Source organism: Gynurincola endophyticus (genome assembly GCF_003991195.1).
In the GTDB taxonomy this organism is placed as follows: domain Bacteria; phylum Bacteroidota; class Bacteroidia; order Chitinophagales; family Chitinophagaceae; genus Gynurincola; species Gynurincola endophyticus.
On sequence record NZ_RCWL01000003.1, the window covers coordinates 220,867 to 235,766 of the forward strand.

The window sequence follows — 14,900 nt, forward strand, 5'->3', positions numbered from 1 at the left end:
TACTGTTTCTGATTGTTAAACACTTCTTTTACATGAAAAATTGTGTTTAACAAGTAAAAAATATTTACAAAATTACAAAAAAGAGAACGCCTTTCTTATATATTAAATATTTATATATAAGAAAGGCGTTTGTCATATTTTAAGTTTTAACTAAAAAGATTATAAACCAGTAAGCTGAACAGATAAGCTAAAGCTGTCATATATACCAACTGAATCATTGGCCACTTCCAGCTTTTTGTTTCACGTTTTACGATGGCCAGCGTGCTCATACACTGCATGGCAAATACATAAAACACCATTAACGATAAACCCGTAGCCAAAGTGTATACTTTGGTGCCGTCGCTATGAACTGCCGCGTGCATTTTTTCAGTCAGGGTAGTTTCATCTGCATCATCACCGCCTTCTACACTATATAATGTTGCCATTGTTCCTACAAAAACTTCTCTTGCTGCAAATGATGTGATCAATGCAATACCAATTTTCCAGTCATACCCCAGGGGTCTGATAAATGGTTCAATTGACTGACCAACAATACCGGCATAGGAGTTTTGTAAAAGAGCTGTATGCATTTCTCTGTCAAGTTCATCTGCATTTTCGGGTTGAGCTTCTATTTTGGCAGCATATTCCTCTTCTACTTTTTCCATTCTATCTCCGGGGCCGTATGAACTAAGTGCCCACAATATCAAACTGATCACTAAAATCACTCTACCAGCTTCTACTACGAAAATTTTTGCTTTTTCATACATGGTTACCAAAACGTTTTTCCATCTTGGTGCCCTGTAAACAGGAAGCTCAAGAATAAAGTACGACTTCTCTTGAATTTTGATAAAGAACTTAGCTATATAGCTGATCACCAGCGCGCTAACTAATCCTAACAAATAAAGTCCTGTCATCACGAGCCCTTTCAGGCTGATAAATCCCCATATATAGGTATTCGGAATTACAAGAGCGATTAATATAGCGTATACAGGTAAGCGCGCACTACAACTCATTAATGGGGTTACCAGAATGGTTAAGAGCCGTTCTTTCTTACTTTCAATATTTCTGGCACTCATGATCGCCGGAACGGCACAGGCAAATCCGCTGATCATAGGCATTACACTTTTCCCGTTCAGACCGACCTTTCGCATCAGTTTATCCGTCAGGAATGAAATTCTTGCCATGTAACCGGTATCCTCCAGAATTGTAATTAATCCGAAAAGAATTACGATTTGAGGCACAAAAATTACGATACCACCTAAACCTGCAATTAAACCGTTTACGATCAGGTCGCTCCACCAGGCTTCAGGAAGCGCTCTGCTTACAGTGTCACTGATACTTCCAAATGCCCAATCGATAAAGTTCATTGGGTATTCAGCCAGCCAGAATACAGCCTGGAACATTAAGAACAATACTCCTAATAATATGGCATATCCCCAAAAACGGTGTAATAACAAATTATCAATTCTGTCGGTTTTCAGCTTTCTTTCTAATGGTGAAGGTGCTGTCACCGTTTGTTTAAGAACAGACTCAATCTTTTGATATCGTTGTAAAATTTCTTCTGCCTGCGTTTTGGTGTGATTGAATTTGTGCTTTTCTTCTATTGATTCAATCAGCTGTTGTTTATCAGCCGGAATTGTATTCAACGATTCGTGATTAATCAGAAAGTGAATCGCTTTGTAATCACTCACTTCAGGATATAATTTTTTTACATCCGTAATGGCAGCGTTTGCTAATTCTGCATTCGGAATAAAATCACGCGCCGGAGCTTTATATAATTGGTTGGCTGTTTGTGAAATTGTTTTTTTCAGCGCGCTGATACCTTTGTTTTTACGCGGATTAATCGGAATAATTGGTACGCCCAATTCACGCTCCAGGTCCTGCACATTGATATGGATACCCTTACTTTTGGCAATATCCATCATGGTTAACCCGATTACTACCGGAATTTTCAGATCAATAATCTGTGACGCAAACAACAGGTTACGTTTCAGGTTACTGGCATCGGCCACTAAAACGACCATTTCAGGTTGCACCTGAGGGTCTTGTTGCATTAATACAGAGTAAGCAACCCATTCATCTTCGCGGCGGGGATATAAACTATAAGTACCAGGCAGGTCTACCAGGTTAACGGTTGCGCCGTCATCCAGTTGAAAAATACCTGATTTTTTATCCACTGTAACGCCAGGAAAGTTGCCGACTTTCTGGTTTAGCCCCGTTAAAACGTTGAAAAGAGAAGTCTTACCGCAGTTCGGGTTTCCTACCAGGGCAATATTAATGTGTTTACTCATGCGTATAAATCTAATCTTAGCCTTTTGGGCATAAAAACGGCGAAGATACCACATGCCCGCCATTTAACTTTTACGAATTGTGAAAATCAATCCTTAAAATAACATTAATTTAAAAAAGAATAAAAATCACGAAAAACGCGCTAAAAATCTCAAAGCCTTCATTTTTCGTGAGATAGTAATGTATCTTTGTTCTCCAAATTTTTATAGAGCTAAAACGCTAACAAATGTTCAACACAAGGGTAAAAATCAAATCATTATTGGCAGATTATACCATCGGGCAGGAAGTTACCCTGATGGGATGGGTACGTACATTCAGAAACAATCAGTTTATTGCTTTGAACGATGGCTCTACTAATAATAATATGCAGGTAGTGGTGGAGTTGGGTTTGTTAGACGATGCTACACTTAAAAGAATTACTACCGGTGCAGCAATTAAAGTAACCGGAACTGTGGTTGAATCTTTAGGAAAAGGTCAGAAAATTGAAGTAAAAGCAAATACGTTGGTTATTTTAGGCGATTCTGATGCTGAAAAATATCCATTACAGCCTAAGAAACACAGTCTGGAGTTTTTGAGAGAAATCGCTCACCTGAGATTTCGCACGAATACTTTCGGAGCGGTTTTCAGAGTGCGACACTCGCTGGCCTTTGCTATTCATAAATTCTTTAATGATAAAGGATTTTTATATATGCATACACCGATTATCACCGCCAGCGACGCTGAGGGTGCCGGTGAAATGTTTCGTGTAACTACTCTGGATCTTGAAAAGTTACCTAAAGACGAAAAAGGTCAAATCGACTTTAAAGAAGATTTCTTCGGCCGTTCATCGAACTTAACTGTAAGTGGTCAGCTTGAAGGTGAACTGGCAGCTACCGCTTTCGGCGATATTTATACTTTCGGCCCAACCTTCAGAGCCGAGAATTCTAATACGACACGCCACCTGGCAGAATTCTGGATGGTTGAACCGGAAATGGCATTCCACGACCTAGAAGATAATATGAACCTTGCCGAAGAGTTTATCAAATATATCATCCGATATGCACTGGAACATAACAGAGAAGATCTTGAGTTTTTAGATGCCAGACTGAAAGAAGAAGAAAAGTCACTGCCGCAGGATAAACGCAGTGAAATGGGCTTATTGGAGAAGTTAGATTTTGTAGTCAACAATAACTTTGAACGCGTAACTTATACCGAAGCGATTGATATATTGCTACAATCGCCCGCCTATAAAAAGAAAAAATTCCAGTATGATGTGAAATGGGGTATCGATATGCAAAGTGAACATGAAAGATACCTTGTTGAAAAGCATTTTAAAAAACCGGTAATTGTTACTAATTATCCAAAAGATATCAAAGCGTTTTACATGCGTATGAACGACGATGGTAAAACTGTTGCTGCAATGGATATTCTGGCACCGGGTATCGGCGAAATTGTTGGCGGCTCACAAAGAGAAGAAAGACTTGATGTGTTGCAGAGCCGTATGGCAGAAATGCATGTTCCTTCTGAAGACCTTTGGTGGTACCTTGATACCAGAAGATTCGGGTCTATTCCACATGCCGGTTTCGGTCTAGGTTTTGAAAGAATGGTTCTTTTTGTAACAGGAATGACCAATATCAGAGATGTAATAGCGTTTCCAAGAACACCGAAAAGTGCAGAATTCTAAAATATAAGAATATCAGAAGGTATTCCATAAAAAACGCTCCGCCCGGAGCGTTTTTTATGGAATATTGTTTTGTAGCAATCGCTATGCTTTCAATTTGTCAGTATAAAAAGAACTTTTTTGAAAAATATTGTGGTATCGCTCAATTCTTACTTCAATAATAAAGCTACATCCCATAAATCAAAATCACTACTATAATATTGAAGTGAATTTCCACAGTGAACAATTACGGTTTCTTTATCAGGGATCATGTAAATGTTTTGTCCAAGATTTCCATTTGCATAGAAATGGAAGGTTGAATCTTTATTTACATGCCCCCACCATTGATAATTATAATAAATTCTCTTATCGCTTCTTCCAAACCATCTGGGGTATATTTCTCTGGGAATTGATTTGTTTTCGCGGGTAGACTCCCATACCCAATCTTTTGATACAATTTGATTGCCGTACCAGTTTCCGTCGTTCAGCATCAGCTGGCCGAAACGTGCATAATCAATCGCCCGGGCAATCAAACGACTGGGCATATATTCAAAATTAGATTTTTTGCTATCGATAGAGAACAGCGCATCGTACTCCATTATTTTTGACCATAATTTTTGCTCGAGATAGCCCGATACGCTTTGATTGACAGCTCGTTCAAGAATCAATCCTAAATAGCTGGTGTTGTAATTAGAATATTGAAAATCTTTTCCAGGCTCGGATGAAATTTCTACATTTTCCAATAGAAGTTTTCGAACATTGGGATGGTAGTAGCCTACTGCCTCATCATGCCAGGGAGAATGAATACGGGTAAAAGGTATAAGGCTTGTATTGTATTTAAGCCCTGAACGCATTTCAAGTAAATGTTTGATGGATATTTTTTGAAATCGGCGGTCCCGCTCCTGAAGTTCAGGAATATAATTTGTTATTGGGTCATCTACACTTTTGATGAGGCCATCATCAATCGCCGTTCCGATCAAAAACGATATAAATGACTTTGCCATAGATTGAGAATGGAAATAGGAATCTCTGCTAAAACCATTAAAGTACTTTTCATAAATAATTGTATCCTTTTGAATAACAATCAGTGCAGTTGTTTGAGATTCAATAGCCCATTCTTCAAAGCTGTTAAATCCGGTTTTAGTTACCAGTTTATCAAATAAAGACTCCACATATTTCTCTCTAGGTTGAGAAATAAACTTATTGCTACTTTTGGCCGCCCGAATCTGGTGATTTTCAAAATTCTTATAATCATACACATCTGCTACATTCATTGTTATCAATCGATAAACGTAGGTTGGAGAATATTTGATTGATAAAACATTTAAGAGAATACATAAAGCAATAAAAGGTGTGAATGCTATAGTTCTGAAAATACGTTTCTTCTTCGTCATTTACGATTAATGTTGGCTGTGATGCTCAATATACGTAATGAATCTTCTGTATGCAAGCTATATCAAGTTCTTTCCATGAATATTTATAAATGATTGTTTTATGCGTCTTGTAAGTTCAGGAATGTAAAACACGTTTTTTCTACATATAATGTTGGCCATATCCACAAGGGTAAACGAAGGTTGTTGCTTCAAATTATTCAGGCGATGTAACATTTGTGACTTCAGTACGTAATAGCCATGAGAATGATTCATCCATAAAGATATCGTCATGAAGAAAAAATTTGGGGGAATAACATCTGTGCTGCTGATCATCGTCAGTATTCATGTAAATGCTCAGACTAAAAGCGTAAAAGATCTGGCCACCGGCTTTTTAGATACTATTCAAATGTATTCAATTGTTAGTCATGAGCTTAACTGGGAAAGTGTTCGTCCGGCATTTTTTGAGAAGATAAAAGATGTACAGTCGCTCAATGACCTTTACCCGCACTTCAAAAACTTTGTAAAAACATTAAAAGACAGGCATTCCGATATTCTTTTCAAAGAAATAGACGACGAGGTAGAAGATGACTCCGATATGGAAGAATATTATGCTAGGCTTACAGACAAAGAAGCCGGCCTTCCGCCCAAAGAGTATGCTCATTACATGATTGAAAACAGGTATGCTTATATAAAAGTTCCTTTTGTAGTGCTGGAACAAAGAGCGTATGTAGACACAATTGGAGCGCAGCTTTTACTGTTAGATAAGCAGAACCCTGAAGCATGGATTATAGACCTTACGGGAAACGATGGCGGTGCCATTACCCCAATGATCTGGCAGTTCGCCTCATTGATCGATCAGACAGAAACCTTTTCTTTTATTGATAACAGAGGAAATGAAGAATATCAGCGGAAAATATTCGATCAGGTAAAAAACAAGGATAAGCGTTATTATGAGCTGGTAAAATTGCAGTATGATAGTGTAAAACCGGTTTTGTTGAAGAACACAAAAGTTCCTGTAGTTATTTTAACCAGTAATATTACCAGTAGTTCAGCCGAATTTTTTGTAGCCTGTTTCAAAGGACAGGAAAATGTAACGGTAATCGGACAAACCACCAGTGGGCAAACCTCGGGGAACGAAACTTTTAGTCTGAATAACAATTACATGCTGAACCTTACTACCACCCTTGTAAAAGATAGAACCGGTAAGGTTTATAAAATAGGAGAGGGTATAGCGCCAGACAAAAAATTTGATATCGGCCTGAATATCAAAGCCCCTTTTAAGCAACGATACAAACACGTGATTGATTCAAAAGAGTTATATATCAGAGAAGCCGTTCTGTTTCTGAACAGTATGCGAACAGAAACATTAAAGCGCTGATAACCCTTTGTGCAGACGCTGAGCAGGGGTTGATCAGGAACTAAAAACAGGCTGATTTTCAATCAGATGTTCATAAAAAGGTGTATTTTAAAGAAATTTACTGCTAACACATAGTAAATCAACAAAATTTACGTTAAAATATATTCTTTAAGAAACCTTTAAGTCTTAGATTTATAATTTAGAGGTTACATAAAGCGAGCGTCATGAATAAAATGCTAACAACGATGATTATTGCATTAGGAACTACAGTGGTAAGCACTGCTCAAACTCCTGTGCAAAATCAGAATCCAAATTATCGACAGAGTAAGGAACTCTATCAGAGAATTGCTGACTCAATCAATGCCGAACAAGGAACCACTTCTCAGCGTACTTACAAGGCTATTGACTATTTAGCGGATAAAGCTGAAGCAAGAGAACAGCGTCGCGCAGACCGGCATGAGTTGCGTATGCAACGTGCCAGATGGGGATATTCAAACTGGAATGTGGGCTGGTATCCTTCATTCGGTTTAGGATATGGCTGGCAAAGGCCTTATTATTATCGTAGATTCTAAAAACCTGCTTATCTAATAAAATCACATATATGAACATAAAAAGCTACGCTATAGCTCTTACTGCTTTAATCACATTAACGACCACAGCTTGTTCTCGTAAGGTAACCCGTATCGATCCGGGTGAACAAATTGACCTGAGCGGCAGATGGAATAATACCGATTCAAGATTAGCTGCCGAGCAACTGACCGGTCAGATCTTAACGGAGCGTTGGTTAGAAGATCACAATAAAGAAAAGAAAGAAAGACCTACAGTAATTGTGGGTATGATTACCAATAAAAGCCATGAACACATCGACGCAGAAACATTTACCAAAGATATAGAGCAGTCTTTTGTTCGCACCAGTACCGTTCGTCTGGTACAGGGTGGTGAGAAGAGAGCAGCTATACGTGCTGAAAGAGCTGACCAGCAAACAAACGCATCTACCACCACCATGAAACAATTTGGTTTGGAAAGAGGTGCAGATTATATGCTTCAGGGTAATATCAGTTCAATCGTTGACTCACAAAAACGTCAGAAAGTAGTTTATTATCAGATCAATCTTGAATTAACTAATCTCGAAACCAATGAGATTGTTTGGATAGGAGATAAAAAAATTGCTAAGTACGTTAAGAATTAATGAGCAACAGATTTAGATATATAAAATTGAATAGAGCATTTGCGTTGTTGTGGATGCTCTTTTTTTTGTCTTGCGCAACTTATCATGAGCGCGCGGCGAAGTATTATGGTTATTATAGCACAGGAGAATGGGTGAAAGCCAACAAAGCATTGGAAAGTAACCGCCTTTTACAAAGTAACCGCAACCAGCTTCTATACTTTTTTGAGAAAGGAAAGCTGTTGCACTCAATGGGTGTGTACGATTCCAGCAACTACTTCTTTAATCTTGCCGATGTATATATGGAAGATCAAAGGAAAACTATCGGCAATGCTGTTGTAGGAACAATTATGAATCCTATGATGAAGCCATACCAGGCAGAAGACTTTGAGCAATTCATGATGCATTACTACAAAGCACTGAACTATTATTATCTCGGTGATATTAATGCAGCATTGGTTGAAGCAAGAAGAATTTCATTGAAAGAGTATGCGCTCGATGATAAATATAAGCGTGATAAGAGATACCAGCAGGATGCCTTTTCATTAATTGTTCAGGGTATCATTTATGAACTGAGTAATGACCAGAACAATGCATTTATCAGTTACAGAAATGCAGCTAACCTGTATATCGACAACGACGGTGTTTATTACAATGTAACCATGCCGCAGCAGCTGCAGGAAGATGTGCTGAGAACCGCTTATAAGGTTGGTTTTTATGATGAACTGAGCCGCTATGAAGGAATATTCAACAAAAGGTTCAACCGGAATCTTTCCGAAGATCCCGAACTGATTTTGTTTGTAGAAACGGGAAATGCTCCGGTGAAAGTAGAAAAGAACCTCTTTTTTACGATGAATTCGCATGGAGGAGACCTGTTTTTTGCCGATCAGAACGGAGGTTTCAATATTCCTTTTAATACCGCAATGATGGGCTCTTACTCGGCAAGAGACCTGAACTCTTTAAACATAAAATCGTTCAGAGTAGCTTTTCCGGGATATGTAGAACGACTTTCAACAGTAAAATCATTGTCTTTACAGGTAGACGGTACTCCAACCTCACTGGAAAAAGTAGAAGACATCAATACACTGGCATTTGAGGTATTACGCCAAAGAACGGTTCAGGAACTGGCAAGCACATTATCAAGGCTGGCTGTAAAAAAACTGATAGAAGAAATTGCCGTAAAAGCAGCAAAAGAAGCCGCCAAAAAAGATTCTTCAAAATCACAGGCAACTGCTGAACTGGTTGGTCTGGGAATACAACTCTTTAGTGCGCTAAGCGAAAAGGCTGATACCAGAAACTGGCAAAGCCTCCCTCATAGTATCTATTATAGCCGTGTAAAAGTGAAAAATGACCATTCAAATATAGACGTGGTAGTGAACGGAAAAGTTTATCACAGTTTTGAGTTTAATGCGCAGGACCAACTTACCATCGCCAATTATACCATTACCCAATAGTTGAGCAATACAATTAATTATTGATGAAGCACTTGAAGTAAATGACGTACTTCAGGTGCTTTTTTTTACCGTTTATCAAAACAAAAAAACTTTTGAAAAGTATTTATATTGATTTTCAGTGTATTAGGTAATGGAAGCTATTAGAGTATGTCCACAACCTTAAAAAAAAAGGTACTTTGTATTGCATAGTACTGTTTTTTGTATTAGCTTTGTATTACAAAATCAGTAAGCCATGTTTTTTTCAATCTTATTTGCAGTGTTGATGAGTTCATTCATCGCTTTCGGAACGAAAGATCCTCCTCCTGCGGAGCCAACTACTACTTCTGCCACCATCATTTCGAAGTCGGGTATAGCCATGAAAAAAATCGACCAGGTAGGCGAAGAGATGAAATACTTTCAACTATTACACAAAGGGTTAAGCAGTACAAAGGAGAACACTGCAAATAAGTAAAAATGCCAAGCAATGAATATAGAGAATACTCAAAGTCAAATGAAAAAGGGCATATTGGAGTTCTGTATTCTTTCGATTATCAGGAGGGGAGAAGCTTACCCCAGTGATATCGTAGATGAGATGAAAAATGCTAACTTACATATATTGGAAGGAACATTATATCCTCTCTTAACAAGACTCAAAAATGCAGATATGCTCACCTACCGATGGATAGAGAGCCATGCCGGTCCGCCAAGGAAATACTTTTCTTTAACAGAGAAGGGCAGGGCCTTTTATCAGGAACTTGAAAGAACATGGAATGAACTGGATTCGGCGGTCAACTTTCTTACCAGTAAAGCTACTCAAACACCAAATGATCAAAACCAATAACTTACTTCACTCGTAAATAACTGAAAATGAAAAAAGTCATTAATATAAACTTTCAAGGGCGTGTGATTCCGATTGAGGAAAGCGCATTTGAATTATTAAAAAACTACATTGATAGTTTGAAGCGTTATTTTTCGAATGAAGAAGGTAAGGATGAAATTATCAATGACATTGAGAGCCGTATTGCTGAGTTGTTTTCAGAAATTTTAAAGAAAGGTTCTTCTTGTATTGTTGAAGAAGATGTGAATACGATCATTAATACAATGGGACGTCCGGAAGACTTTGAAGCTGAAGAAGGTAATAATGATTATCACTCTTCTTACAAAGAAGAAGCTGAACCGAAAAATTACACCGGCACCGGCGGAGAACAGATGCACAGAGGCCGTTTTTACAGAGATGCTGATGATCAGATTATTGGTGGTGTGTGTAGCGGTTTAGCAAATTACCTGGGAGTTGACCCGGTTTTGATCAGGATTTTTGCAGTAGTTTTTTTTACTTTCTTTTTCTGGATATATCTGTTGTTATGGTTGATTGTGCCTTCAAAAAGTACTGAAAGAAATGTTACTAAAAGACTCTTCAGAGACCTGGAAAATAAATGGATTGGTGGCGTATGTAGCGGGATTGCTAATTTCTTTAATGCAAATCCGCAAATTGTAAGATTTGCTTTCCTGGTACCGTTTCTTATCTGGCTTTTATCTGGCAGAGCCGGAGATTTAAGTTCAATTAATGGAATTCAGGATTTTCCTTCTCTGATAACCGGCTCATTCGGTTTAGGGTTAGCCTTTATTTATGCGGTGTTATGGATTGCCTTACCGGTTGCCAGAACAACCAGCGATAAGTTAGAAATGCGTGGAGAAAGAGTAGATGTGAACAACATACAGAAAAAGGTGAAAGAAGAGATGGAAAGCTTTAAAGGCCGTTCTCATAAAATTGCAGATGAAGTTCGCCAGGCTGCCAATAACTTCTCTAAGCGGGCGCAGGAATTCGGGGAGGAACTGGGCGAATCTGCCTCCAGGGCATCGGAAGTTTTTAAAGAAAGAGCAAGTAGTGCTTCAGAGCAATTCAGAACAGGGTCTGCAGCCACTGCAAATACAGCAAAATCTACTGCGAAAAAAGCCGGTTCTGTGATCGGAGGATTGGCAAAAATAATCGTGATGTTTGTAGTAGCGTGTTTGGTTTTTGCAATATTTGCCTCTGTACTGGGTGTTACTGCCGGCGTTTTTGCCTTTTGGCCATTTATGCAGTTTATTTTTGCTAAACCCTGGCATTATACATTATATTTTATAACGATTATATTCTTTATTCTTGTTCCTTTGATTGCTTTAGTGATTTACTTTGTTAAAAGATTGTCCGGCTCAAGAACAGGAAAAGGTACATCGGTGGCATTCGGCGTAATGTGGGGAATCGGCTGGATTGCATTGTTTGCACTCATTCCGGTACTCATCAATGAATTTAAGATAAGTGTTTCAGAAGAGCAGAAAATGGAAATCATTCAACCGAAAGGACCATTAACCGTTCAGATAAAAGATATCAGAGAGTTCAGAAGAAATGCAAACGTTACATTTACCGGCTTCAACAATTCTGACTTTTTCTTATATCGCGATACATTAGTCATTAAATCGAACAGAATTGCAGTAGCTCCTGCTAAAGACGGGCAATATGCAGTTGCTTTCGTAAAACAAAGTATGGGCCGTTCTTTTGATGATGCGTTAGAGAGAGCACAGAATATCAGACCAAAAGCTTCTCAAAACGGAGATGAAATAATGGTTTCTAATAAAGTGTTTATTGCCAGTAAAGAGTTGTTCAGAGGTCAGGAGTTGTTAATGGTGGTGTCTGTTCCGGTGGGTAAGGAGATTATGTTCTCTAATGATTGGGATTATGACTCATGGATGTATATCTGGCAGGTGAATAATATATCGTCTTTCGAGTATATGAAACACAATCATCAGTGGAAAGACATGCGTTATAACAAAATCTATGTAATGACAGAAAACGGTCTGGTAGAAAAAGAGGAGTTGTTGAAAGAAAAACAAACACCTGCTGAAAAAGCACCTGTAAAGAAAGACTCTGTGATAACAACTGCAACAGAGGTAAAAGAGACACAGGAGGTTAAAAAAGACTCTACCAAACCGGCTCAGCAAGTGTATGAATATCCCGGTAATGAATAATCTTGTTGTAGAATTTGAAAATAAATGAGAATAAGGATGGAAATTCTATAGAGAAACCATAGAAAAATAGATAATTCAAAAGAAAAATAAAAATATTGGTTGCCTTAATGGCAACCTTTATTTTTGCCATCAAATTTCGTGAAGATGAAAAATACTCCGTTTACTAATAAACACGTTGCGTTAGGCGCTAAAATGGCACCGTTTGCCGGATATAATATGCCTATTTCTTATTCAGGTATTAATGAAGAACATCAAACAGTTCGTACAAAGGCCGGTGTTTTTGATGTGAGCCACATGGGCGAATTTATTTTAAAAGGAGACAAGGCGTTGGATCTGATTCAACGTATTACTTCGAATGATGCTTCAAAACTTACTGCAGGTAAAGTACAATACTCCTATTTTCCTAATGAAGAAGGTGGTGTGATTGATGACCTGCTGGTATATTGTATTGAAGAGAATAAAGTGTATATGTTAGTGGTGAATGCTTCTAACATTGAGAAAGACTGGAACTGGGTGGTAAAAAATAATGTAGACAATGTAGAGATTCATAACATATCTGACAAAACCGGGTTATTGGCGATACAAGGTCCTTTGGCTACTCAGATCGTTCAAAAGCTAACTGATTTAGACATTCTGAACCTGAAGTATTACACTTTTGTAAAAGGTGAATTTGCCGGGTTAAAAAATATTTTAATCAGCGCTACAGGATATACCGGTGCAGGTGGGGTAGAGATTTATTTTGAAGATGAAAATGGAGCGGGAGATATTATCTGGGATGCATTATTCGAAGCAGGAAAAGAAGAAGGCTTAAAAGCAATCGGGTTAGGTGCGAGAGATACGCTGAGGTTGGAAATGGGCTTCTGTTTATATGGAAATGATATTGACGACACCACTTCTCCATTGGAAGCCGGCTTAGGTTGGGTAACAAAGTTTACCAAAGACTTTACCAGTAAAGCAAAACTGGAAGCTCAAAAAGCTGCCGGGTTGCAACGTAAACTGGTAGGGTTTGAAATGATTGACAGAGGTATTCCCCGTCACGATTACCAGATTGTAGACGCTGAAGGAAATGTAATCGGAAAGGTAACTTCCGGAACGCAATCACCAACATTGGGTAAAGCAATCGGAATGGGCTATGTAAACACCGCTTTTGCAGATCAGGATACTGAGATTTTTATCGCTATCAGAGATAAAAATTTAAAAGCAAAAGTTGTAAAATTCCCATTTGTAAAATAATTTCGAATGAATGAGGCTGTCTCCACCACCATCGGACAGCCTCTTTTTATTCATAGATACAGAGAATACTCCGGAAGATTGGCCTGTATACAGATTTTGATACTTAGTTATGTCTTTAATTCATTTAACTACTTTTATTGAAGCTCCAGTAGAAAAACTATTTGACCTTAGCAGGTCTTTAGAAATACACATGAGTAGTATGAGGGGACACGGAGAAAAAATCATTGACGGTAAAAGGAATGGCTTACTCGGACTGAATGAAACAGTCACCTGGCAGGCAAAACATTGGGGTAAAGTACGCACACTTCAGGTAAAAATTACCGCGCTGCAACCGCATTCTTATTTTTGTGATGAGCAGGTGAAGGGCGATTTTAAGAAAATGAAGCATGAACACTTCTTTAAACCCTGCCAGAATGGAACAATTATGATTGATTATTTTCGATTTGAAGTTCCTTACGGGCAGTTCGGGAAAGCAATTGACCACTTGTTGTTGCACCGTTACATGACCAGGTTGTTAGAGACGAGAAACCGTTATTTGAAGAGCCGTGCCGAGGAAAAGACCCGTTAAAAAGTAGATTCAACTGCCCGAAAAAGACATCTCCGAACAGAAATTTCTTTAAAAAGTAATAATATTCATCTGTATTTGTATTTTTGCTCCTCCTAAATAATATGAGTTCTAAACCAAGTTTATATACCTGCTTCTCTCCTGCATTACTGGATTTATATGAAGTAAACAACGCAGTTGTAGTAATCATTGATGTGTTGAGGGCAACCTCTACCATTGCTACCGCCTTACATAATGGGGCAAAGTCGGTTATTCCGGTTGATAGTGTAGCCAAATGCATTGAGTTAGGAAAAAAAATTGATGCAATTACTGCTGGTGAAAGAGATGGGCAAATTGCGGAAGGGTTGCAATATGGAAACTCTCCTTTCGAATATGATCGCTCTTTCATAGATGGCAAAACATTAGTATTAACTACTACTAACGGCACCAAGTTGTTACATATGGCTCTGGAAAGAGGGGCTGACCAGATTATAACAGGGAGTTTTCCTAATTTAAGCGCGGTATGCGACTACCTTAAACAGCAAAATCAACCGGTTATTCTGGGTTGTGCTGCATGGAAAAACAGAGTAAATTTAGAAGATATGCTCTTTGCTGGCGCGGTAATTGCTCGCATCAGGGAGTCATTTGATATCAACTGTGATTCTTCGCAAATCGCTCTGCAGATGTACGAATGTGCGAAATCAGACGTTTATGAGTTCATGAAAGCAAAGAATGCTTCGCACTATCTTCGACTTTCCGGTTTTGGTTTAGAAAAAGACATCCGTTATTGCTTAACAAACGACGTAGCCAACGTATTACCGATCTATACTAACGGTAAGTTGTTGGTACATGAAGGGTAGCTAACCAAAAAAACTGTTAATA

General features: G+C 38.4%; 13 protein-coding genes. 11 read left to right on the top strand and 2 right to left on the bottom strand.

What is annotated here, in order from left to right; all coding sequences use genetic code 11:
• Positions 1–146: 146 nt before the first annotated feature.
• A complete protein-coding gene (gene feoB, locus D9O48_RS07510) occupies positions 147–2,270 on the bottom strand; it encodes a ferrous iron transport protein B (protein ID WP_126972248.1) in 2,124 nt (707 codons plus the stop codon).
• Positions 2,271–2,494: 224 nt separating this feature from the next.
• Here feoB and asnS point away from each other — a divergent pair, with 224 nt between their 5' ends.
• Positions 2,495–3,931, top strand: a complete 1,437-nt coding sequence (gene asnS, locus D9O48_RS07515; protein ID WP_126972250.1) for an asparagine--tRNA ligase — start codon at positions 2,495–2,497, stop codon at positions 3,929–3,931.
• A gap of 146 nt (positions 3,932–4,077) precedes the next feature.
• Here asnS and D9O48_RS07520 read toward each other — a convergent pair whose 3' ends face one another.
• Entirely contained in the window at positions 4,078–5,301 is a 1,224-nt protein-coding gene (locus D9O48_RS07520; protein WP_126972252.1) for a serine hydrolase domain-containing protein, read from the bottom strand.
• A gap of 268 nt (positions 5,302–5,569) precedes the next feature.
• On the opposite strand from D9O48_RS07520, the gene D9O48_RS07525 reads away from it, so the two are divergent.
• The 10 genes from D9O48_RS07525 (at position 5,570) to D9O48_RS07570 (ending at position 14,878) form a co-directional block, all read left to right on the top strand.
• Positions 5,570–6,658 carry a S41 family peptidase gene (locus tag D9O48_RS07525; RefSeq protein WP_126972254.1) on the top strand — a complete coding sequence of 363 codons (1,089 nt, stop codon included), beginning with the start codon at positions 5,570–5,572 and terminating at the stop codon, positions 6,656–6,658.
• Between the two features lie 203 nt (positions 6,659–6,861).
• Complete coding sequence (locus D9O48_RS07530) at positions 6,862–7,209, top strand: hypothetical protein (protein WP_126972256.1); 348 nt, start codon at positions 6,862–6,864, stop codon at positions 7,207–7,209.
• Between the two features lie 29 nt (positions 7,210–7,238).
• On the top strand, positions 7,239–7,826 hold the full coding sequence (locus tag D9O48_RS07535) for a penicillin-binding protein activator LpoB (protein WP_126972258.1): 588 nt from the start codon (positions 7,239–7,241) through the stop codon (positions 7,824–7,826).
• 26 nt (positions 7,827–7,852) lie between these two features.
• On the top strand, positions 7,853–9,256 hold the full coding sequence (locus tag D9O48_RS07540) for a COG3014 family protein (RefSeq protein WP_126972260.1): 1,404 nt from the start codon (positions 7,853–7,855) through the stop codon (positions 9,254–9,256).
• A gap of 232 nt (positions 9,257–9,488) precedes the next feature.
• Positions 9,489–9,707: a hypothetical protein gene (locus D9O48_RS07545; RefSeq protein ID WP_126972262.1), complete on the top strand. Its 219-nt coding sequence runs from the start codon at positions 9,489–9,491 to the stop codon at positions 9,705–9,707.
• 12 nt (positions 9,708–9,719) lie between these two features.
• Entirely contained in the window at positions 9,720–10,076 is a 357-nt protein-coding gene (locus D9O48_RS07550) for a PadR family transcriptional regulator (protein WP_126972264.1), read from the top strand.
• Positions 10,077–10,102: 26 nt separating this feature from the next.
• Complete coding sequence (locus D9O48_RS07555) at positions 10,103–12,241, top strand: PspC domain-containing protein (protein WP_126972266.1); 2,139 nt, start codon at positions 10,103–10,105, stop codon at positions 12,239–12,241.
• 144 nt (positions 12,242–12,385) lie between these two features.
• A complete protein-coding gene (gcvT, locus tag D9O48_RS07560) occupies positions 12,386–13,474 on the top strand; it encodes a glycine cleavage system aminomethyltransferase GcvT (RefSeq protein WP_126972268.1) in 1,089 nt (362 codons plus the stop codon).
• A gap of 109 nt (positions 13,475–13,583) precedes the next feature.
• On the top strand, positions 13,584–14,042 hold the full coding sequence (locus tag D9O48_RS07565; protein ID WP_126972270.1) for an SRPBCC family protein: 459 nt from the start codon (positions 13,584–13,586) through the stop codon (positions 14,040–14,042).
• Positions 14,043–14,143: 101 nt separating this feature from the next.
• Entirely contained in the window at positions 14,144–14,878 is a 735-nt protein-coding gene (locus D9O48_RS07570; protein ID WP_126972272.1) for a 2-phosphosulfolactate phosphatase, read from the top strand.
• Positions 14,879–14,900: the final 22 nt, after the last annotated feature.

Excerpts from the sequence above, each read along its gene's own strand:
- feoB (WP_126972248.1), bottom strand. The coding sequence starts at position 2,270 with ATGAGTAAACACATTAATATTGCCCTGGTAGGAAACCCGAACTGCGGT.
- asnS (WP_126972250.1), top strand. The coding sequence starts at position 2,495 with ATGTTCAACACAAGGGTAAAAATCAAATCATTATTGGCAGATTATACC.
- D9O48_RS07520 (WP_126972252.1), bottom strand. The coding sequence starts at position 5,301 with ATGACGAAGAAGAAACGTATTTTCAGAACTATAGCATTCACACCTTTT.
- D9O48_RS07525 (WP_126972254.1), top strand. The coding sequence starts at position 5,570 with ATGAAGAAAAAATTTGGGGGAATAACATCTGTGCTGCTGATCATCGTC.
- D9O48_RS07530 (WP_126972256.1), top strand. The coding sequence starts at position 6,862 with ATGAATAAAATGCTAACAACGATGATTATTGCATTAGGAACTACAGTG.
- D9O48_RS07535 (WP_126972258.1), top strand. The coding sequence starts at position 7,239 with ATGAACATAAAAAGCTACGCTATAGCTCTTACTGCTTTAATCACATTA.
- D9O48_RS07545 (WP_126972262.1), top strand. The coding sequence starts at position 9,489 with ATGTTTTTTTCAATCTTATTTGCAGTGTTGATGAGTTCATTCATCGCT.
- D9O48_RS07550 (WP_126972264.1), top strand. The coding sequence starts at position 9,720 with ATGAATATAGAGAATACTCAAAGTCAAATGAAAAAGGGCATATTGGAG.
- D9O48_RS07555 (WP_126972266.1), top strand. The coding sequence starts at position 10,103 with ATGAAAAAAGTCATTAATATAAACTTTCAAGGGCGTGTGATTCCGATT.
- gcvT (WP_126972268.1), top strand. The coding sequence starts at position 12,386 with ATGAAAAATACTCCGTTTACTAATAAACACGTTGCGTTAGGCGCTAAA.
- D9O48_RS07565 (WP_126972270.1), top strand. The coding sequence starts at position 13,584 with ATGTCTTTAATTCATTTAACTACTTTTATTGAAGCTCCAGTAGAAAAA.
- D9O48_RS07570 (WP_126972272.1), top strand. The coding sequence starts at position 14,144 with ATGAGTTCTAAACCAAGTTTATATACCTGCTTCTCTCCTGCATTACTG.